The sequence below is a fragment of the Bradyrhizobium sp. 613_E4_N2_2 genome (assembly GCF_052075995.1).
GTDB classification, from domain to species: Bacteria; Pseudomonadota; Alphaproteobacteria; order Rhizobiales; family Xanthobacteraceae; genus Bradyrhizobium; species Bradyrhizobium barranii.
In genome coordinates this window covers 3106575-3125492 of record NZ_CP197234.1, presented here as the reverse complement: position 1 = coordinate 3125492, position 18918 = coordinate 3106575, and the positions used below count along the sequence as shown (strand labels likewise).

The following is an 18918-nucleotide window of genomic DNA, read 5'->3' as shown; positions in this document are numbered from 1 at the left end:
GGTGCACCCCTTGCGCTCGGCGCGCGACGAAGGTTGAATGCGCGGCCTAAGGGGCTTTTCATCATGATTTTCAAACTGAACGTCCGCGGCGCGATCCTGGTCGCCGCCGCTATCACCGGCCTTGTGACCCTCGCCTCGCCTGCCCGCGCGGATCGCTGCGATGACAGCGCCAAGGAGCTGACGAACCAGGTCGAGCGCCTCAAGGTGAATTTCCGGGCCGCCAACATCGTCTACCTCTCGCACCCCGCGGCCAAGGAGCTGTCCGTGGGTTGCCGCGGCGACAAATATTCCATCGAGCTCTATGCCAAGGGCGATCGCAAGCCGACACCGGAGTTCTTTTCACTGGTGGGGTCGATGGCGGCGATCGTCTTCACCGTCACGAAGGACGACACCACGACGGGCGCGACACGCTGCCTGAAGCGGATGGGACTGTTGCGCGGCGACAAGGTCGTCATGCGCTACCGCCGACTCAACATGGAATGCACCCGTACCAAGACGGATGCGTCCATCGCGATCACGCGCGGCAAGGACGAGTAGACGGCACTCGCTCTTTCCACACGCTCCGTCATTGCGAGCTCCGCGAAGCAATCCAGAATCCCTCCGCGGTGACAGTCCTGGATTGCTTCGCTGCGCTCGCGATGACGAGGAGAGGTTCGTCCGCTCCCTCGTACAGCGCAAGGAGGCACAAAAGGCACATCCCACCGCACCAACTCCCTCGCATTTTAACGATTGGCTTGACGGAAGCTTCGCTCCTCGCAGCGCAAGGTCGATTGTTTCCATGTGTGAGGATTTGTGGATGAGCGTCTCTACCGTTGCGCCGCCGCCGATCGCGATCGTGGTGCCGAGCTACGACGCGACCAAGCAGCAGGACGACCAGAAGACCAAGGACAACGACCCGACCTACAAGCCGCCGCCGCCCGCGCCGCTGCCGCCGGGTCAGGGCATGCGGATCGATCAGCTCGCCTGATCAGACCGGTCAAAGATGAAACGCCCGAACCGGTCGATCGGGCTTTTCGCGTGTCCGGCCGCATCTTCGCCGGATAGCGGGACCAATATCGTGCGCGGCTGACCCGGGACCTGCGCATGATCGCAAAACTGCTGTTGCAGAACACGATCACCACCGCCGGCATGGGCGCGCTGCTGTTCGCTTGCGCCGGGACGATGCATTGGCCTGCGGCCTGGGTGTTCCTCGCCACCTGCGCCCTGCTCGGCCCGCTCTGCGGCTGGTGGCTTTATCGGGTCGATCCGGCGCTGCTCGCCGAACGTCTGCGGCCGGTCCTGCAAAAGGACCAGCCTGCCGCTGACAAGGCCTTCATGATCGTCTTCGTCATTGCGATGCTGGCCTGGCTCGCCACAATGGGGCTCGACCGGCGCACGCAATCCTCCGACATGCCGGTTGCGTTGCAGGCGCTCGGTCTCGTGCTGTTCGTCCTCTCGACGCTGTTCATCCTGTGGGTGTTCCGCGAAAACTCGTTCGCCGCGCCCGTGGTGAAGCTCCAGGCCGAACGCGCACAGCGCGTGGTCTCGACGGGGCCTTACGCGCATGTGCGCCATCCCATGTACAGCGGCATGATCCTGTTCTTCGCCGGCGTGCCGCTGCTGCTGGGCTCGTGGTGGGGCCTTGCGATAGCGCCGGTCATCGTCGTCTTGTTTGCTGTCCGCATCGGCATCGAGGAGCGCACGCTGCGTGAGGGCCTGCCGGGCTATTCCGACTATATGACGCGCGTGCGCTATCGCCTGCTGCCCGGCGTGTGGTGAGCCGCTATCCGGACCAGCTAATTGTCCAATTCCTTGTAGCGGCGGAAAATGCCTTGCTCGTTGAAGGGAATGCGGCGCTCACTTTCGAGATAGGCCTTGATGTTCGGCCGCGCGGCGATGCGGTCGTGCAGGCCGACGAGGCCCGGGATATTTCCCTCGAACGCCTTCATGCGCTTGGGAAAGGCGTAGCGCAGCCCGGCGACGATCTGGAACAGCGAGAGATCGACGTAAGTCAGCCTGCGACCGGTGACATAGGCGCCGCCATTGCCGGCGAGAAGCTCTTCGAAATAGCCGAGATATTTCGGCACGCGCTCGTCCCAAAACTCGGCCGTGCGCTTCTTCGCCGGCGCCTTCTGATCTTCATAGTAAATCGAAGGCCCGAGCGGGTGATGGGTGTCGTGGATCTCGGTCACGAGGTCGGTGATGGTGAGCTGAAGCTGGTGCACCCAAAGCTTGCCCGCTTCCGTCTTCGGCGCGAGCCCATGACGGGCGCCAAGATAGAGCAGGATGTTGGCGGTCTGGCCGATGACGAGCTTGCCCGCTTTCAGGAACGGCGGCGCGAAGGGCGGCGTGCCGCCATGCGCGTCCATCATCTTCATCATCGCAGCTGTTCCGCGCGCCCCCCGCGCGACGTCGATATAAGCCGCCCCCGCCTCCTCCAGCGCCAGCCGCACATATTCGCCGCGACCCTGGATCTCGGGCCAGTAGTAGAGCTCGTATTTCATGGGAAGGGTCCGTGAGCGTGGAAGCGGTCGGACCAATGTAACATGCGGCCGAAGGTTCCGTGAGAGCGAGACGGAACGGCGGCACCACATACCCCGTCGTTGCGAGCGCAAGCGAAGCAATCCAGAATCTTTCCGCGGAGACAGTCTGGATTGCTTCGCTACGCTCGCAATGTCGCGGGGAGAGAGCTGCGCGCCCTAACTCAATTCGCCGCGAAACAAAACAGCAGGCCGTCGCCGCCGGTGCTCTTCAGATCGGCCTGCGAGCAGCCGCCGTCAGGACCGCGCGAGGGGTGAGAGCTGTTCCAGGACTTTGACGGCTCGTCGTCGCGCAGGCCCTTACGATCGGCATGGCCGACGACCGCCGCGCCCTGCGTGCTCGACGTCCAGTTCCTGCAGGTCTTGTCGTCGCCCGCGGCAAAAGCGGTGCCGTCCGGTTGCGATCCCGTGAGGATATCGTGCCGGTTCGGCGTGTCGCCGGCGCCGTTGATGACCTCGCCCTTCTCGCTGAGCGCGGTCTGCTTGGTGAGGTTATTGGCCGCGCCGTGCAGGTCGGCAACGTCCTTGGCAATCACCGCCCCCTTGGCATTCTGCCACGGTCCCTTGCCAATGCGGTCCTTGGCATTGACGGCGGGCTTGCCGTCAGCGGCCTGCGTCGAGAGATAGGCGCGCCAGGTCTTGGCACCGGCACCGCCGGCCTGCGCCAGCTTCTGGCACTGCGCATCGGCTCCCTCCAGGCCGCCGAGATCGGCTCCCTTGCCCGGCCCGCTCGAAGTCACGAAGAAGGTCATGTCGGCTGACTGCGCCTGCACCGATGGACTCGCGAAGAGCGCGAGCGCAGCGCCTGCTGGCACGATGACCCTGGCAAGAATGCTCATCCTATCCTCCCGATTTTTCCGGCGATTGCGCCTGGCTGGACGGTCTTTGATCCGCTGACATGAACCCGTCACGACAGACATTATTCCAGCGGCCATCCGCCGCACGCGCATCACCTCGAGCGGCGGCGCTCGACCGGTCGCCCCGAGGGCCATGTCGATTAATTGCTTCCAGAGACCGTAGCGCCGGGCGAGCATACCAACGTGGGGCCGATCCTCAAGAGATCGCCCAGGAGGGGACGCGGGAGTCTGCTGCGGGGCCGTTCAGGGCGGCATCCGCGATCACATCGGGGCTGCCGCCGGGCGCGGCGCGAGGGGAGATCGTCATGCACTGGAACACCGTCCGCCCAATCGCGGCAATTGCCGGCTATGCCGCGCTTTGCTGCCTTGCCATCAGTCCGGGCCGCGCCTCGGCCGCGGAATTGCTCAAAGCCCGGCTTGCGCAAAACCTCGGACCGATCTCCGGCCTTGCGATCGTCGCCAAATCGAAGGGGATTTTCGAAAAGAACGGACTGGACATCACCGTCTCGAACTTCACGTCCGGCAAGCAGTGCCTGGACACCGTGATCGGGGGCGGCGCCGACATCGCGACGACGGCGGAGGCGCCGGTCACCGCTTCGGCGATGGCAAACCAGCCCATCGCCTTCGTCGCCGGCATGGAATATTCCGACCTCAAGACGGTCGTCGCGGCCAAGGCCGGCGTCAAGACCAAGGCAGATCTTCGCGGCAAGCGAATCGGATTCACTGCCGGCACCGGCAGCGAGGTCTACACGGCGACTTTGCTGAAGTCGGCGGGATTGACTCCCAAGGATGTCACCCTCGTCAACCTGCGGCCGCAGGAGATGCTGCCGGCACTTGCAGCAGGAAGCATCGACGCGATCGACACTTGGGAACCCCACATCGCCAACGCCAAGAAGGCCCTCGGCGAAGCCGTCGCTGAGCTCGATACAACGGGCACATACTCCGAGACGTTCAACATCGTCGTCACGAGACCCTATCTGTATGCCAACCCTGCGCTGGTTGAGAAGTTCATCGCCGCGCTGATCGACGCCGAGGTCTGGATGAAAGCACACCCGGATGAAGCGATCACGGTCGTGGCGGACGCGGTCGGCATGAAGCGGGACGACCTCGCTCCGATCTGGGCCGACTATGTTTACCGGGTGCGTCTCGACGACCGGCTGATCGAGATTCTCAAGACCCACTCCGCATGGCGCCTCGAGAGCGGCAACCATCCTCCGGGAGCGGTGATGCCCGACTTCAGCAAGGTCGTCGTCGCCGAGCCGCTGAAGAAGGTCGACCCCGCACGCGTCACGCTCTCGTGGAAATAGGCACCCGCACAGCCATGCAGGACGGCACTTCAGCAGGACAAGAAATTGCTCTCCGCACCGACGGTCGCGGTCGGCGGCCGGATTCAGCTCGTCTTCGCCGCCTCAATATTCTGGTCGGGGCGATTTCGCTTCCCCTGTTCGTCGGCCTCTGGGAACTGGTCTCCCGTTCCGGGGCCGTCAACATGGTGCTGTTTCCGCCGCCGACGGTAGTTGCTGCGGCGGTCCTTGAGTGGATACGAAGCGGACAGTTCCTTGGCGATCTGCTGGCCAGCCTCTTTCGCGTCACCACGGGGTTCATCTTAGGCGGCGCGCTCGGCATCCTGCTCGGTATCCTCACCGGCCAATTCCCTGTTGTTTCGAGCTTGCTGTCCCCGCTATTCCACATCCTGCGGCCAATTCCGCCGATTGCTTTCGTGCCGATCGTCATCCTGTGGTTCGGCCTGTCGGAGGCGGGAAAACTATTCCTCGTCGTATGGGGCGTGTTCTTCACGGTTTGGCTTTCGACCCACATCGGCGTGCAGAAGGTCGACCGCGGCCTGATTCGGGCGGCGTTGATGCTCGGCACGCCCCGGCGGCAGATGCTCCAGGAGATCGTGCTGCTGGGCGCGCTTCCCTACATCGTGGTCGGGTTGCGCACCGCCGTCAGCATCTCGTTTTACACGCTTGTCGCGGCCGAACTCGCAGGCGCTTTCGCCGGCATTGTCTACAGGATCGAGATTGCCCAGCAGAATTTGCAAACGGGCCAGGTCATGGGCGGGCTCGCAGCGCTCGGGTTGATTTCGTTCACTGCCGACCGGCTGTTTTCGGCTCTTGCGGAACGTACTGTCTGGTGGCGTTGATGTCTGGAGCTCGATCGACCATGAAACTGGCTCTGGCAAATTCGCCAGCCTCCGTCGAATCGGCGCGGAAACAACCGGCCATTCAAGTCTCAGACCTGAGCATCGTTTTTGACACCCGCGGCGGGCAGACCATCGCGGTGGATCGCGTGTCCTTCGACGTGGCACCTGGCGAGTTCGTTTGCATCGTCGGGCCCTCCGGCTGCGGCAAGTCGACGGTGCTCAATACGATCGCCGGACTGGAGGTGCCGTTTGAAGGCGACATCCTGGTAGAGGGCTCGCGTGTCTACAGCCCGCGACCCGATGTCGGCATGGTATTCCAGCAGCCGCATCTCTTCCCCTGGAAGTCTGTCCGCAGGAACATCGCCCACGGCCCGAGGATGCATGGGAAGTCCAGGACGGAAGCGAATGCCATCGCCGACGATCTGATCGCGATGGTCGGTCTCAAGCGTTTCGCCGACGCCTATCCGAACACGCTGTCCGGGGGCATGCAACAGCGCGTGGCGATCGCGCGAGCGTTGGCCAATCAGCCGCGCGTGCTGCTGATGGACGAGCCCTTCGGGGCCCTCGATGCGCAGACCCGGGCGGTGATGCAAGACAATCTGCTGGAGCTGCGCGACCGGATCAAGGCGACGATCGTGTTCGTCACGCATGACATCGATGAAGCCATCGTGCTGGCCGACCGTGTTCTCATCATGAGCGCGGGGCCCGGCCGCATCCTGCGCGAAGTCGCGGTCAAGCTGCCGCGCCCGCGGTCGAGTTCTGTCATGGTCGAGCCAACCTATCTTTCCCTCAAGAAGGATTGTCTCGACGTCATCCGCGCAGAAGGGTTGCGGGCGTTCAATCAGTCGGACGCGAGCTGATCCCCCAGAACTTGGAAATCGCGAAGCAGCCCGCAGCGCGCTGGCATGGTTCTTGAATAATCGATGCCGGGTCTCACCGTGGAGCCGGCGATGCACAGGGCGAATAGCGCGATAGCGGCAGGCGTGATGCTGGCCGAGTCGGACAATCTCGTCAGGCCGCTGCCCGGCTTGCTGGATGGTCTCAACCGGGCTGATTGCAATCGGCTGCGCGCGATCGGACGCGAGAAGGCCCTGGAAGCCGGCCAACTGGTTTGGTCTCAGGGCGACACACAGGCTGGGATCTACCTGATCAGCGAGGGACGCATACGCAGCTACTATGCGGCGCCGTCGGGGCGCGAGGTCACGCTCGCCTACTGGTTTCCCGGCAACTTCGTCGGCGGCCCCGATATATTCGGAACGGGCCCGCACATGTGGTCATCGGTTGCGGCCGAACCCAGCCTGTTGACGTTCATGCCGGGACTGGCGCTGCGGCGGCTTGCGCTGGAATCGCCGGCGATCGCCGTCGCCTTGCTGGATGCCCTGGCATTCAAGGCGCGTTGCTATTCGGCGATGGCCCAGATGCTCGGGACGCGCTCGGTGACCGAGCGGCTGCATAGCCTGTTGATCTTCCTGTCGCACGTCTACGGCGTGAAGCGCGACGGCGAGGTCGTCATCGGGATGCCGTTTACCCACGGCGATCTCGCCAATCTCATCGGATCCACCCGCCAATGGGTGACAGTACAGCTCGCACGGCTCCAGGAGGAAGGCGTGATCAGGTACGACAGATCCGTGATTTCGATCCTGGATCTTTCGACGCTCGAGCAAGAGATGGAATGAATTCCGACCTTCAGCCGCCAGACTTCAATTCGAACGCCGCTCGGCCTGCACTGGCCTCGAACCGCCGCGCCAGTCCGATCAGCGCGCGATCATGCCAGGCCGGCGCCAGCAGGGTCACGCCCATGGGCATGCCGTTCCGCAATGTCGCGTTCGGAACCGCCACGCCGCAGAGATCGAGCAGATTGGCAAAGTACGAGTAGTAGCCGAGGCGATTGTTGAGGGTGATCGGATCGCGATCCATCTCCTCCAGCGTGAACGGCCGCGGTGCGGTCGGGACCACCAGCGCATCGATACCCGCAAAGATCGCTTCGGCGTCGCGGCGAAGCCGGTGCAGCCGGTGAATGGCACCAAATGTGTCGATCGCTGAATAGCCGGCGGCCGAGCCCAGCACGGTCCTCGTGACATCAAGCAGGGAGCCAGAATCGATGTCCATAAGCGAAGCGATGGCCGAGTGCCGCTCCGCGACCCAGGGTCCGCTGAACATCAACTCCCCGGCCTGGCGGAACGGCGCGAAGTCCACCTCGATCGCCGTTCCTCCGATCTGCGTGAAACGCTCGCAGGCGCGCTCATAGAGCTCGCCGCATTCCGGCATGCCGAAGCATTCGAGATCGGCGGCCGCAATGCGGCCGAACCGGAACGATGGCACCGCCCCGCTGGCGAAAGAAAAGGCCCGGGGCAAGCGGCTGTAGGGATCTTCGAAATCGAACCCTTCGATGATTTCGAGGATCGCCTCGCCGTCGCTGACGGTGTTGCAGAACACCGAAACGCAATCGATCGTCGGGCAATTCGGCACCAGCCCGCGTGATGACACCAGCCCAACGGTCGGCTTGATTCCGACGATGTTGTTGAAGCCGGCAGGTATGCGGCCGGATCCGCCGGTATCGGTGCCGAGCGCGAACGCGACGTGCCCGGCCGCGACGGCGACCGCGGACCCGGAACTGGAGCCTCCCGCGATATAGCGCGCATCGGCAACCGACGCGCAGGGGCCATAGGGCGAACGCGCACCGGACAGGCCTGTGGCGAACTGATCGAGATTGGTCTTTCCGAGACAAATTGCGCCGGCCGCGGTGAGGCGTTCGACGCTGTGCGCGGAATGCCAGGGCGTGTAGCTGAACGCGGGGCATGCGGCAGTGGTCGGCATTCCCTCGACATCGATATTGTCCTTCACACCAAAGGGAATGCCGAGCAGCGGAAGATTTTCGCCTGTCCGCGCGCGCGCCACGAGCTTCCGGCATGCTTCGAGCGCCTCCTCCCGCGGGCGGAGATAGATCCAGCAATTGCGGTCGCGCTCGGCCTCGATCCGGTCATACGCCGTTTCGATCGCCTCCAGCGGCAGGGACGAATTCCTGGCAATGGTTTCGTGATTTGTCCTGGAGCGCGCGACAGACTGGCTCACCTAATATCTCCCTCTCTAACCGGTAGGCGCGAAATTGCGGGAGCTCTGCGCGGGCAACAAGCAATTAAGTGCTTCGCGCAAAATGGTCGGCCGTATCGGGATATAAGCGGCTCAAAGAAAAAGGGCGCCGTGCCGAAGCACGACGCCCTTGTCTTTAATCTGCGTACGATCAGTTGGTCTGCTGGATCGCCGACAATTCCCAGCCGCTGCCCGGACGGCGGGCAAAGGTCCAGATCTCGGTCGCCTCGCCCGGCTGCTCGCTGCCGGCGACAACCGTACCGCTGTTGCGGTCCAGCGTCTTGTCGGTGAGGGCGAAGCGCAGCGCCACCGTGGCGTATTCGGTCTCGCCTTCGCGCCAGGCTTCCGCGAGGTCGCCCTGCAACAGCTTGACGTTGGTCACCTTGTTGACGACGTTGCGCGCGCGGTTCTGGCCGAGGTCCTGCTCGAAATAGGAGACCATTTCCGGCGTCGCGAGCGTGTGCAGCTTGGCCACGTCCTCGTTCGACCAGGCGGCCTGGACATCGCCGAGCAGGCGCTCGAATGCCTCATAGTCATCAGGCTTGATCTCGAGCGGTGCGTTGTTGGCGCCGCCGAAGCCGAAGCCGCCGAGACCACCGCCAAGTCCACCACCGACGCTACCGCCACCGAGGCCGCTGCGATAGTTCGGCTGCGGTCCCTGACCGCTGCCTGCATCAGCATTGGCATAGGCCGCCTGCTGCGAGTGGCGGCGCTGCCACCAGGACATCGCCAGCCGCACCACCAACACCACGAGCGCGATCTGGATGATCAGGCCAATGATTGACGACAGGCCGCCGAGGCCACCGAACAGGCCGCCGCCGAACAGCATGCCGAGCAGGCCTGCGCCGAGGAAGCCGGCCGCAAGGCCGCCCATGAAGCCGCCGGCGCGGCCGAACAGGCCGCCGCGCGCGGGTGCGGCGGCAGCCGAATTCATGCCGGCACCCGGCTGGGTATAGGTGCGGTTGAACTGCGAGGTCGAGCCCGGCGCGGTCGTGGTCGACGGCGGCGCCGAATAGGTGCGCGAACCGCGCGAACCCGACGACATGCCACCACCGACGCGGGCGTCGGCGGACGAAATCACCAGCGCAGTCGGCAGCGCAAGCGCCAGCATGACGGCGAGGGTCTTGAAGAGAGTGCGGGAGCGTTGCGAGAAAGTCATGTGCGTTTCCCAAATCCCCGGCATGGGGACGTGCTCCTAACATGGGCAGACTTCCCGAAAAGTGAAGCCGGTTTCGGAACTTATGGCTGCGGCCCTCAGTCGCGGGGATGTGGCAAAAGCCCATATTTGGCGGGGGTTTGGCCGGGGAGCCGGAGGAACCGCGGTCGCCGGTTACCGGCGGGTTTACGACAGGAATGCCGCTTTTTCCTCGTCATTTCCAGGAACTCTCGCAAATCGACAGTGGTAGTCGCCGTCATCCCGCCTTTGCCATCGTCTCCTTTACGGCCGCCACGAGCTGGCTGAGCGTGAACGGCTTTGGCAGGAAGTCGAATTGCTGGCCTTCGGGCAGGCTCTTCTCGAAGGCATCCTCGGCGTAGCCGGAGACGAAGATGAACTTGATGTCGGGATTCTTCTCGCGCATCGCCTTCAGCAGCGTCGGGCCGTCCATCTCGGGCATCACGACGTCGGAGACGACGAGATCGATCGCACCGCTCTGTTCCTCCAGGACCTCCATGGCCTCGACGCCGTTCTCGGCCTCGACCACGGTGTAGCCGCGCGAGCGCAGGCCGCGTGCGTTCAGCGCGCGCAGGCCCTCTTCGTCCTCGACGAGAAGGATGGTGCCCTGTCCGGTGAGATCGGTCCGCGGCTTGGCCTCCGCCGCCGCAGGTGCGGTCTCCTTCGCGGCGCCATTGGCCGCGCCGACCACTGCTGCGGGCTGCTCTTGCACCTCGGGCTCGGCGTGATGGCGCGGCAGGAAGATATGGAACGAAGTCCCCTGCCCCGGTTCCGAGTCCACGTAAATGAAGCCGCCGGTCTGCTTGACGATGCCGTAGACGGTGGAGAGCCCGAGGCCGGTGCCCTTGCCCACTTCCTTGGTCGAGAAGAACGGCTCGAAGATCTTGTCGCGGATATCGGCGGGGATGCCGGTGCCGGTGTCGGCGACCTCGATCCGTACATAGTCCGCAGCCGGCATGCCCTTGTAGGCGAGCTTGGCCGCTTCTTCCGCGGTGACGTTGGCGGTGCGGATGATCAGCTTGCCGCCGTCGGGCATGGCGTCGCGCGCGTTCACCGCCAAGTTGACGATTACCTGCTCGAACTGGGAGACGTCGACCTTCACCGGCCAGAGATCGCGGCCGTGGATGGTCTCGTGCTTGACCTTCTCGCCGATCAGCCGGCGCAGCAGCATGGCGAGATCGGACAGCGCATCGCCGAGGTCGAGCACCTGCGGCCGCAGCGTCTGCCGCCGCGAGAACGCCAGCAACTGCCGCACCAGCGTCGCCGCGCGCGTCGCGTTCTGCTTGATCTGCATGATGTCCTGGAACGACGGATCGGTCGGCTTGTGCGCGTTCAGCAGGAAGTCGTTCGCCATCATGATGGCGGAGAGCACGTTGTTGAAGTCGTGGGCGATGCCGCCGGCGAGCTGGCCGACCGTCTCCATCTTCTGCGACTGGTTGATCTGGTTCTCCAGCGCGCGCCGCTCGGTGGTCTCGAGCATGTGCACGATGGCGGCTTCGGCCTCGTTCTCGGCCGCATCCACCGGCGTGACGAAGAACTGGCCCCAGCGCTCCTTGGCTCCCTCGAGCGCCACCTCGACCGGCGCGACGTCGGCCTGGCCCTCCGCGGCCTGGTTGATGGCCGTGATCAAAAGTTGCCGGTCGCGCGAATTGACCGCGCGGAAGATCGACTTGCTGGCGCTGTCGAGCCCGAGCGCCTGCCCGAGCTTGGCGTAGCGCGCGTTGGCGCGCACGACGTTGCCGCCGCGGTCGACGGTCGCGATCGCCATCGGCGTATGGTCGAAGAAGCGCATGAAGCGCACTTCGGCGGCGCGGTCGGGATCGCTGCGCTCGTCGCGGGCGCGGCTGATGACGAGCGTGCGCGACGGCCCCGGCGCGCCGTCGGCGCCGAAGGCGAGCTTGTGATAGAGCCGCACCGGCATGGTCTTGCCGGTGCGCATGCGCAAGTCGATGTCGAAGACTTCCGTCTTCACCTCGCCCGGCACCGCCACGATCGCGGTGAGCAGCGAGGCGCCGTCGCCGGAGACGATGTCGGTGAGCTTCAGCCCGCCCGAGCCGATCTCGGCAAGATCGTAGTCGAGCCAGTTCGCCAGTGTCGCGTTGACATAGGCAAGCTCGCCGGCCGGATTGACCGAGAAGAAGCCGCAGGGCGCGTGATCGAGATATTCGATCGCGTGCTGGAGTTCCTGGAACACGTCCTCCTGGCGCTCGCGGTCGCGGGTGATGTCGGAGATCGACCACACCGCGTATTTCGCCTCGCGCTTCCCGGTGCCGAGCGGGCGTACCCGCATGCGCAGCCAGCGGCCCTGGCTGCCATCATGGCCTGAGATGCGCACCTCTTCCTGCTGCCGTTTTCCTTCGCGCGCGGCCTTCAGCAGGCGGAACACGGCTTCGGAGACGTCGGGGTTGCCGATGAAGACGCGCTCCACGGGCCGCACCTCCTGCGGTCCGCTGGCGCCGGTGAGCGTCAGATAGGCGGCGTTGGAATAGACCACGTGGCCGCGGGGATCGGTCACGGCCAGGCCGTCGAAGGCGTGGTCGGCAATGCGCCCCATCACGGGATCGTCGAGACTGCGGTCGACGAAGCGGATGATGCCGGCGGCGAAGGCGAACAGGTTGAACAGGCCGACCATCGCCAGCACGGCGAGGATGCCGAGGATATAGGGCTGCGCCTGCGCGCGCCCGAGCGTCATCAGCCCGACGGCGACGGCGACGAGGCCGGCAGCCACCAGCAGCACCAGCGCAATGCTGCCCGAGCGCGGCGACGGCTCGTGCGCCGCAACGGGCTCGCGTGTGAGGTCGTGGTCGGTCTCGGCAGTCATTTCAAGCTGGCACAGCCTGTCGGCAGAGAATCAACGCGCTACGGGGCGCGTGGGGTCCTCCCTGCCTGAATCGGACCCGCAGGCGCAAGGGCAGCAAGGGCGAAAGGTACGCTGATTCCCAGATTACGGCCATTTCCGGTACTTTTCGGGCATTTTATCCGCGTCCGGCGCCGAATCCCTGCTTCAGCCGCATGACGTAACCGATGACCTCGGCGACCGCATGGTAGTGCTCGGTCGGGATTTCCTGGTCGATTTCGACGGTGGCGTAGAGCGCGCGGGCGAGCGGCACGTTCTCGACGATCGGGATGTCGTGCTCGCGCGCGATCTCCCGGATCTTGAAGGCGAGGTTGTCGACGCCCTTGGCGACGCAGATCGGCGCGGACATGCCGCGCTCGTAGGACAGCGCGATCGAATAGTGGGTCGGGTTGGTGATGATCACGGAGGCCTTGGGAACCGCCGCCATCATGCGCTTCTTGGAGCGCTGCTGGCGCAATTGCCGGAGCTTGCCCTTGATGTGCGGGTCGCCTTCGGACTGCTTGAACTCTTCCTTGATCTCCTGGAGCGACATTTTCTGCCGCTGGAACCAGCTGCGATACTGGAAGAAATAGTCGCCAATGGCGATGATCGCGAGCGCCGCGACCACCGCGCCGAGCAGATGAATGGTCAGGCTGGTGCTGGCGCCCAGCATGGCGGCCGGATCGAGCCTGACCATCGCCTCCATGCGATGGCGCTCCGGCCACAGGACCACGGTCATGACCGCGCCGAGCACGATCAGCTTGCCGAGCCCCTTGAGGAAGTTCGCGGCCGCCTGCTTGCCGAAGATCCGCTTGAGGCCCTCGGCCGGCGACAGTTTGCTGAATTTGGGTTTCAGGGATTCGGCCGACCAGACCAGGCGATGCTGGAGCACGTTGCCGGCAATCGCCGCCAGCACCAGCATCAGCAGGGGCACGCCGATCGCCGCGAGCACGGCGACCTCGATCTGCTGCATCAGCGCGAGCAGAGCCCTGCCGTCGGTCTTGATCATCCAGGAATTGGCGAGCAGGTTGCGCATCGGCGTCACCAGCCCGCTGCCCACCGAGCCCGAGAAGGTGGAGACCACGAGCGTGCCGCCCGCGATCATGAACCAGGTGTTGATCTCCTGGCTCTTGGCGACGTCGCCGCGTTCGAGCGCCTCTTCGAGACGCTTTTGTGTCGGGTCTTCTGTTTGACTGTCGGGATCGTTGTCGTCTGCCATCGATCACCTATTTGAGCGGCATCATCTGGTGCATGACACCGATGAAATAGTCGAGATACGTGCCCATCATCGCGGTGAGCACCACAGCGAGCACCAGGAAGCCCACGAAGATCGACAGCGGCACGCCGACGAAATAGACCTGCATCTGCGGCATCAGCCGCGCCAGCACGCCGAGCCCGATGTTGAAGACGAGGCCGAACACCAGAAACGGCCCGGAAAGTTGCAAGCCCAGGCTGAACGCGGCGGCAAAGGCGCGCGTCGCCAGTGAAGCGACGTCGCCGCTCGATACGGTCTCGCCGGGCGCGAAGATCGTGTAGCTGTCGTTCAGCGCGGCGATCACCAGATGATGGCTGTCGGTGGCAAACAGCAGCGTCACCCCGAGCATGGTCAGGAAATTGCCGACCAGCACGCCCTGCTGTCCCTGTGTCGGATCGACCGAAGTGACGAAGCCGAGCCCCATCTGCTGCGCAATCACGGCGCCCGCGACCTGAAGCGCCGACAACGTCACGCGCGCGGTCGCCCCCAGCACGATGCCGATCACGATCTCATGCAGCATCATGACCAGCAGCGGCGCGATCGAGCCCATGTCGACGTGGTAGGCGTTGCGATGCAGCGGCAGGATGATCAGCGTCAGCAGCAGCGCGATCGCCAGCTTGATCCGCGTCGGAATGTTGGTCTCGCCCAGCCCCGGCAACAGCATCACCATCGCACCGACCCGGGCGAAGGCGAGCATGAAGGAAGCGGCGAGCGCCGGCAGCAGCGAGACGTCGATGCGCATGACGGGCGCATTGTGCCTCAGCCGCCGATGATTCGCGACGAGATCCGCATCATGTGGGAATGGAGTGCGTCGGCCATGAACGGCAGCGCCAGCAGCATCGTGGCGAAGATGGCCAGGATCTTCGGCACGTAGATCAGCGTCTGCTCCTGGATCTGCGTCAGCGCCTGGAACAGCGACACGACGACGCCGACCACGAGGCCGACCACCATCAGCGGCGACGACACGATCACGATGGTCCAGATCGCATCACGCGCGACGTCGAGGGTTTCAGGTCCGGTCATGTGCAGAATTCCTTGTTCATTTCTCGCCTCCTCACCGCTGTTCCGAGCGGTGCAAAGGCCTATCCCCGTCATTGCGAGCGCAGCGAAGCAATCCAGACCGCCGCCAGCGGAAAGATTCTGAATTGCTTCGCTTCGCTCGCAATGACAATTGGGGCGAGCGCGAGCGCCAAAAATCAGATCGGCATCTTCATGATGTCTTCATATGCCGCGATCACGCGGTCGCGGACCGAGACCAGCGTGGACACCGCGACGTCGGTGTCGGCGACCGCCGTCACCACGTCCATTACGTTGGCCTTGCCGGCGGCCATCGCCACGGTTTGGGCGTCGGACTTGCGGCCGGACTCCATGACGCTGCCGACAGCGTCTTTCAGGAGCGACGCGAAGGACTGCCCGCTCGCTTCGCTGCCCTTGCCGGCGCCGCTGTTCTCCAGCACGCGGGCGAGGTTGGCATAAGCATTGGCTGCGATTGTCGGTGATGCCATGGCTTAATTGTCCTGTTCAGCTCTTGAGGATGTCGAGCGTGCGCTGGATCATCCGGCGCGTCGCACTGATGATGTTGAGATTGGCCTCGTAGGACCGCTGCGCGTCGCGCATGTCGGTCATCTCGACCACCGAGTTCACGTTGGGATATTTGACGTTGCCGGTCGCATCGGCGGCCGGATTGCTCGGTTCGTATTTGGTGCGGAAGTTCGACCGGTCCGGCTTGATCCTGCCGAGGGTGACGACCTGCGCGTCGAGCGTGCGGTCCAGCGCGGAGGAGAAGGTCGGCACCTTGCGCCGGTAGGGATCGCCACCTGATGTCTGCGAGGTCGAATCCGCGTTCGCGATGTTCTCCGAGATCACCCGCATGCGCCCGGCCTGCGCGCGCAGGCCGGAGGTCGCGATCGCCATCGAGCGGGCAAAGTCGCTGCTGTCATTCGCCATGATGCGCTTCCCTCAGCTCTTGAGCATGATCTCCGCGCAAACGCGTTCCGCGTTTGTCGCGAGGGAAAACCGCCCGCACACTTTTCCGGATCATGCTCTAGCCTTTGCCGATCGCGGTCTTGAGCAGATGCAGGCTCTTGGAATAGAGCGAGGTCGCCGCCGCGTAGTCCATCTGGTTGCTGGCGGCCTTCATCATCTCCTCTTCGAGATTGACGGCGTTGCCCGCGGGACGGGTCTCGAAACCCGCATTCCTGTTCTGGTCGAAGCCCGAGGCCGCGCCGGATGGCGTCATGTGGGAGCCGCTGGTGCGGGTGAGCGCCAGGGGGCCCATCGAGCCGGTGACGGCGCCTGATTTGTCGAGTTTCGGCTCGACCAGGTCGCGCGGCCGGAATTTGGGCGTGTCGGAATTGGAGACGTTCTCGGACAGGACGCGCTGGCGTTCCTGGTGCCACTGCATCTTGGTGCGAAGCGCCGACAGCACCGGGAGGTCGTTGATGGACATCGTTGCGGCTCCTTCCGCCTCTCGGACCAGAGGCCCGTAGCTAGGCAGAATTTGCCGCGTGTATGGTTAACAGGTGGTTAAAGATGGCGTCGATGCATGTCCCTTGATGGAACACCATTTTGCGCCCCCCGTGATTCTACGCATCCAAAAGCGGCATTAACCCAACCGTTTGGCGGGCCATGCACAGGCCAAGAAGTCGTTTTGGATCGAGCGATTCATAGGTTATTAAGAGCTGGGGACGGCAAAACTTGCCGTGGGACGTTAAGAAATCGCAGTTTGGGGCATCCCACGCCGATGGTTGGCGCGTCTGACCATGGGCACGAGAAAAGCGCCATTTGTCGGGGACAAGTATGCAAGGCAGCCCAATCACCTTCATCGTGGCGTTCATCGTCGTTCTGGCGTTGATCGGCGTCGCCGCATGGTTGGTTCGCCGATTCGCCAGCAGCCGGCTCGGTGCCAACACCCAGCGCGGCCGGATGCCCCGGCTTGCCGTGATCGATGCCGCCGCGGTCGATGGCCGGCGCCGCCTGGTGCTGGTCCGGCGTGACAATGTCGAGCATCTGCTGATGATTGGCGGTCCCACCGACATCGTCGTCGAGCCCAATATCGTGCGCGCAGCGCCCGGCCGCGACCAGCTTCCGCAGCGTTCCAATGCCGCCGAGCCGCCGCGCCTTGCCCCGATGCCCGATACCAGCAGCTGGACCGACGAAGCTCCGCGGCCCGAACTGCTCGATCATCCCGAACCGCAAATGCCCGAGCCGCCGCGGCCGCGTCCCTCCTTCGCCGACGAGGTCCGCCGGCCCGCTCCCGCACTGGCCGAGCGTCGCAACGAACCGCCACTGGCCGGCTTTCCGCCTGAGCCGATCCTGCCGCCGCGCCCCGAGCGCGAGTCACGCCCCGAGCCGGTTCCGCCGCGCATCGCCCGCAACGAGCCTCCGCTGATGCCACGTCCCCCGCGGCAGACCGAGCCGGTGAAAGTGCCCCCGGTGCGGGCCGAGCGCGCGGCCGCGCCACCGCCTCCCCCGCCCGTGCCGCAGGCTCCGCCCGTTCCGCCGCCGGCCCCCGCTCCTGCCGCGCCCTCGAACGCCGAGCAGAATCTCGCCGAGATGGCGCAGCGTCTCGAAGCCGCACTGCGCCGCCCCGCCGGCGAGACGGTCGCGCCTCCGGTTGCGCCCGAGCCGCCCGCGCCGCCGCCGCCCCGCGCCGCGCGCAGCGAGCCGCCGGCACCCCCGGCTCCGCCCGCAAAGCCGGCCGCGGAGAAGACCAGCTTTGAAAATCTCGAAGACGAGATGGCCTCGCTGCTCGGCCGTCCGAAGCCGTCTTCGTGAGGCTGCCGGCCCTCCCGCGTAGAGTTGTTTTTCTTTCTGTCCTGATCGCCGCGGCTTCGCTCGCGATGCCTGCGCATGCGCAGGACATCAGCATCAATCTCGGCGGTCAGGGGGGCGGCGTCACCGAGCGCGCGATCCAGCTCATCGCGCTGCTCACGGTGCTGTCGATCGCGCCGTCGATCCTGATCATGATGACGTCATTCACGCGCATCGTGGTCGTCTTGTCGCTGCTGCGCACCGCGATGGGCACGGCGACCGCGCCGCCGAACTCGGTGATCATCGCGCTCGCAATGTTCCTCACCTTCTTCGTGATGGGACCTGTCCTGCAGAAGTCCTACGACGAGGGCATCCGCCCGCTCGTCGCCAACCAGCTTGGCGTCGAGGACGCACTCCAGCGCGCTTCCGTCCCCTTGCGCGGCTTCATGCAGAAGAACGTGCGCGAGAAGGACCTCAAGCTGTTCCTGGATCTCTCCGGCGAGCCGCCGCCGGCCACGCCGGACGACCTCGCCCTGCGCATCCTCGTCCCCGCCTTCATGATCTCCGAGTTGAAGCGCGCCTTCGAGATCGGCTTCCTGCTGTTTCTCCCCTTCCTGATCATCGACCTCGTCGTCGCCTCCGTGCTGATGTCGATGGGCATGATGATGCTGCCGCCCGCAACGATCTCGCTGCCGTTCAAGCTGATCTTCTTCGTGCTGGTCGATGGCTGGTCGCTGGTGGCGGGAAGCCTGGTGCAGAGTTACGGGGGCGGATAGCTGCGGCTCCATCCGCCGTCATGCCCCGGCTTGCCGCCTTCGCTGAAGCTTCGGCGGCCGGGCGAGCTTGTGGCCCGGCGTAGCCTTGGCGGAGCCGGGACCGAGGCATCCAGTACGCCGCGGCCTTTCGATTTCATCACTGCGGTCTCTGGAATACTGGATCGCCCGATCAAGTCGGGCGATGACACCGAGAACGTGGCGTACAGTGAGACGGCGTCGACAGCGCCCCTACCCCTTCACGTCATACTGCTTGCTGAGGTGATCGCCGATCTGCACCAGCATGGCGACGCTTTCGGGGAAGCCCGGCTTATCCGTCGCGGCCTGGTCGGCATCGGCGCGGAATTCCCAGCTATCGCCGTCGCGGACGATCGAGATGACGAGGTCATCCGGACCATCGGCATGGACCTTCAATTCGGCCCGCGCCATGGCGATGAGTTCGGCTTCGGTCTTGGCAGGCTTGCTCATATCGACGCTCTCCCGGCATGAAGACGCGCAGGTTGCCGCTTCAACGG

21 protein-coding genes are annotated in these 18918 nt (G+C 64.7%); 9 read left to right on the top strand and 12 right to left on the bottom strand.

What is annotated here, in order from left to right:
* The first annotated feature begins 63 nt into the window (after positions 1 to 63).
* The 3 genes from AB7290_RS14625 to AB7290_RS14615 all read left to right on the top strand — a co-directional run bounded on the left by AB7290_RS14625 (position 64) and on the right by AB7290_RS14615 (position 1758).
* Positions 64 to 537 carry a hypothetical protein gene (locus AB7290_RS14625; protein WP_071912253.1) on the top strand — a complete coding sequence of 158 codons (474 nt, stop codon included), beginning with the start codon at positions 64 to 66 and terminating at the stop codon, positions 535 to 537.
* Positions 538 to 796: 259 nt separating this feature from the next.
* A complete protein-coding gene (locus AB7290_RS14620; RefSeq protein ID WP_201266254.1) occupies positions 797 to 967 on the top strand; it encodes a hypothetical protein in 171 nt (56 codons plus the stop codon).
* 116 nt (positions 968 to 1083) lie between these two features.
* Positions 1084 to 1758 (top strand): methyltransferase family protein, encoded by a 675-nt coding sequence (locus AB7290_RS14615; RefSeq protein WP_085404233.1) that lies wholly within the window; start codon positions 1084 to 1086, stop codon positions 1756 to 1758.
* A gap of 17 nt (positions 1759 to 1775) precedes the next feature.
* Here AB7290_RS14615 and AB7290_RS14610 read toward each other — a convergent pair whose 3' ends face one another.
* Positions 1776 to 2483: a glutathione S-transferase gene (locus tag AB7290_RS14610; RefSeq protein WP_085404232.1), complete on the bottom strand. Its 708-nt coding sequence runs from the start codon at positions 2481 to 2483 to the stop codon at positions 1776 to 1778.
* Between the two features lie 200 nt (positions 2484 to 2683).
* Complete coding sequence (locus AB7290_RS14605; RefSeq protein ID WP_085404231.1) at positions 2684 to 3358, bottom strand: lectin; 675 nt, start codon at positions 3356 to 3358, stop codon at positions 2684 to 2686.
* Positions 3359 to 3681: 323 nt separating this feature from the next.
* On the opposite strand from AB7290_RS14605, the gene AB7290_RS14600 reads away from it, so the two are divergent.
* The 4 genes from AB7290_RS14600 (at position 3682) to AB7290_RS14585 (ending at position 7198) form a co-directional block, all read left to right on the top strand.
* Positions 3682 to 4683 (top strand): NrtA/SsuA/CpmA family ABC transporter substrate-binding protein, encoded by a 1002-nt coding sequence (locus tag AB7290_RS14600; protein ID WP_085404230.1) that lies wholly within the window; start codon positions 3682 to 3684, stop codon positions 4681 to 4683.
* Between the two features lie 14 nt (positions 4684 to 4697).
* Complete coding sequence (locus tag AB7290_RS14595; protein ID WP_245344236.1) at positions 4698 to 5522, top strand: ABC transporter permease; 825 nt, start codon at positions 4698 to 4700, stop codon at positions 5520 to 5522.
* A 20-nt stretch (positions 5523 to 5542) separates the two neighbouring features.
* A complete protein-coding gene (locus tag AB7290_RS14590) occupies positions 5543 to 6382 on the top strand; it encodes an ABC transporter ATP-binding protein (protein WP_085404228.1) in 840 nt (279 codons plus the stop codon).
* Positions 6383 to 6472: 90 nt separating this feature from the next.
* Positions 6473 to 7198: a Crp/Fnr family transcriptional regulator gene (locus tag AB7290_RS14585; RefSeq protein WP_063986244.1), complete on the top strand. Its 726-nt coding sequence runs from the start codon at positions 6473 to 6475 to the stop codon at positions 7196 to 7198.
* A gap of 10 nt (positions 7199 to 7208) precedes the next feature.
* On the opposite strand, the gene atzF is transcribed toward AB7290_RS14585, so the two are convergent.
* The 9 genes from atzF to flgB form a co-directional block, all read right to left on the bottom strand.
* A complete protein-coding gene (atzF, locus tag AB7290_RS14580) occupies positions 7209 to 8594 on the bottom strand; it encodes an allophanate hydrolase (protein WP_085404227.1) in 1386 nt (461 codons plus the stop codon).
* A gap of 169 nt (positions 8595 to 8763) precedes the next feature.
* Positions 8764 to 9795: a Tim44 domain-containing protein gene (locus AB7290_RS14575; protein WP_085404226.1), complete on the bottom strand. Its 1032-nt coding sequence runs from the start codon at positions 9793 to 9795 to the stop codon at positions 8764 to 8766.
* A 229-nt stretch (positions 9796 to 10024) separates the two neighbouring features.
* Positions 10025 to 12607 (bottom strand): cell cycle histidine kinase CckA, encoded by a 2583-nt coding sequence (gene cckA / locus AB7290_RS14570; RefSeq protein WP_085404225.1) that lies wholly within the window; start codon positions 12605 to 12607, stop codon positions 10025 to 10027.
* Positions 12608 to 12761: 154 nt separating this feature from the next.
* Positions 12762 to 13841: a flagellar biosynthesis protein FlhB gene (gene flhB, locus AB7290_RS14565; protein WP_063982289.1), complete on the bottom strand. Its 1080-nt coding sequence runs from the start codon at positions 13839 to 13841 to the stop codon at positions 12762 to 12764.
* A gap of 7 nt (positions 13842 to 13848) precedes the next feature.
* A complete protein-coding gene (gene fliR, locus AB7290_RS14560) occupies positions 13849 to 14619 on the bottom strand; it encodes a flagellar biosynthetic protein FliR (protein WP_028148497.1) in 771 nt (256 codons plus the stop codon).
* A 17-nt stretch (positions 14620 to 14636) separates the two neighbouring features.
* Positions 14637 to 14900: a flagellar biosynthesis protein FliQ gene (fliQ, locus tag AB7290_RS14555; protein WP_014494021.1), complete on the bottom strand. Its 264-nt coding sequence runs from the start codon at positions 14898 to 14900 to the stop codon at positions 14637 to 14639.
* Between the two features lie 173 nt (positions 14901 to 15073).
* Positions 15074 to 15382, bottom strand: a complete 309-nt coding sequence (gene fliE / locus AB7290_RS14550) for a flagellar hook-basal body complex protein FliE (protein ID WP_008142413.1) — start codon at positions 15380 to 15382, stop codon at positions 15074 to 15076.
* Positions 15383 to 15398: 16 nt separating this feature from the next.
* A complete protein-coding gene (gene flgC / locus AB7290_RS14545; RefSeq protein WP_085404224.1) occupies positions 15399 to 15824 on the bottom strand; it encodes a flagellar basal body rod protein FlgC in 426 nt (141 codons plus the stop codon).
* 97 nt (positions 15825 to 15921) lie between these two features.
* Positions 15922 to 16326 (bottom strand): flagellar basal body rod protein FlgB, encoded by a 405-nt coding sequence (gene flgB, locus AB7290_RS14540; protein WP_063982288.1) that lies wholly within the window; start codon positions 16324 to 16326, stop codon positions 15922 to 15924.
* Positions 16327 to 16676: 350 nt separating this feature from the next.
* Here flgB and AB7290_RS14535 point away from each other — a divergent pair, with 350 nt between their 5' ends.
* Together AB7290_RS14535 and fliP are read left to right on the top strand one after the other, a co-directional pair.
* Complete coding sequence (locus tag AB7290_RS14535; RefSeq protein WP_354134558.1) at positions 16677 to 17654, top strand: flagellar biosynthetic protein FliO; 978 nt, start codon at positions 16677 to 16679, stop codon at positions 17652 to 17654.
* Complete coding sequence (fliP, locus tag AB7290_RS14530; RefSeq protein WP_063982286.1) at positions 17651 to 18406, top strand: flagellar type III secretion system pore protein FliP; 756 nt, start codon at positions 17651 to 17653, stop codon at positions 18404 to 18406. The genes AB7290_RS14535 and fliP overlap by 4 nt, the downstream gene beginning before the upstream one ends.
* A gap of 228 nt (positions 18407 to 18634) precedes the next feature.
* Here the strand turns inward: fliP and AB7290_RS14525 are convergent, their stop codons facing one another.
* On the bottom strand, positions 18635 to 18871 hold the full coding sequence (locus AB7290_RS14525) for a hypothetical protein (RefSeq protein ID WP_028148501.1): 237 nt from the start codon (positions 18869 to 18871) through the stop codon (positions 18635 to 18637).
* Between the last annotated feature and the right edge of the window lie 47 nt (positions 18872 to 18918).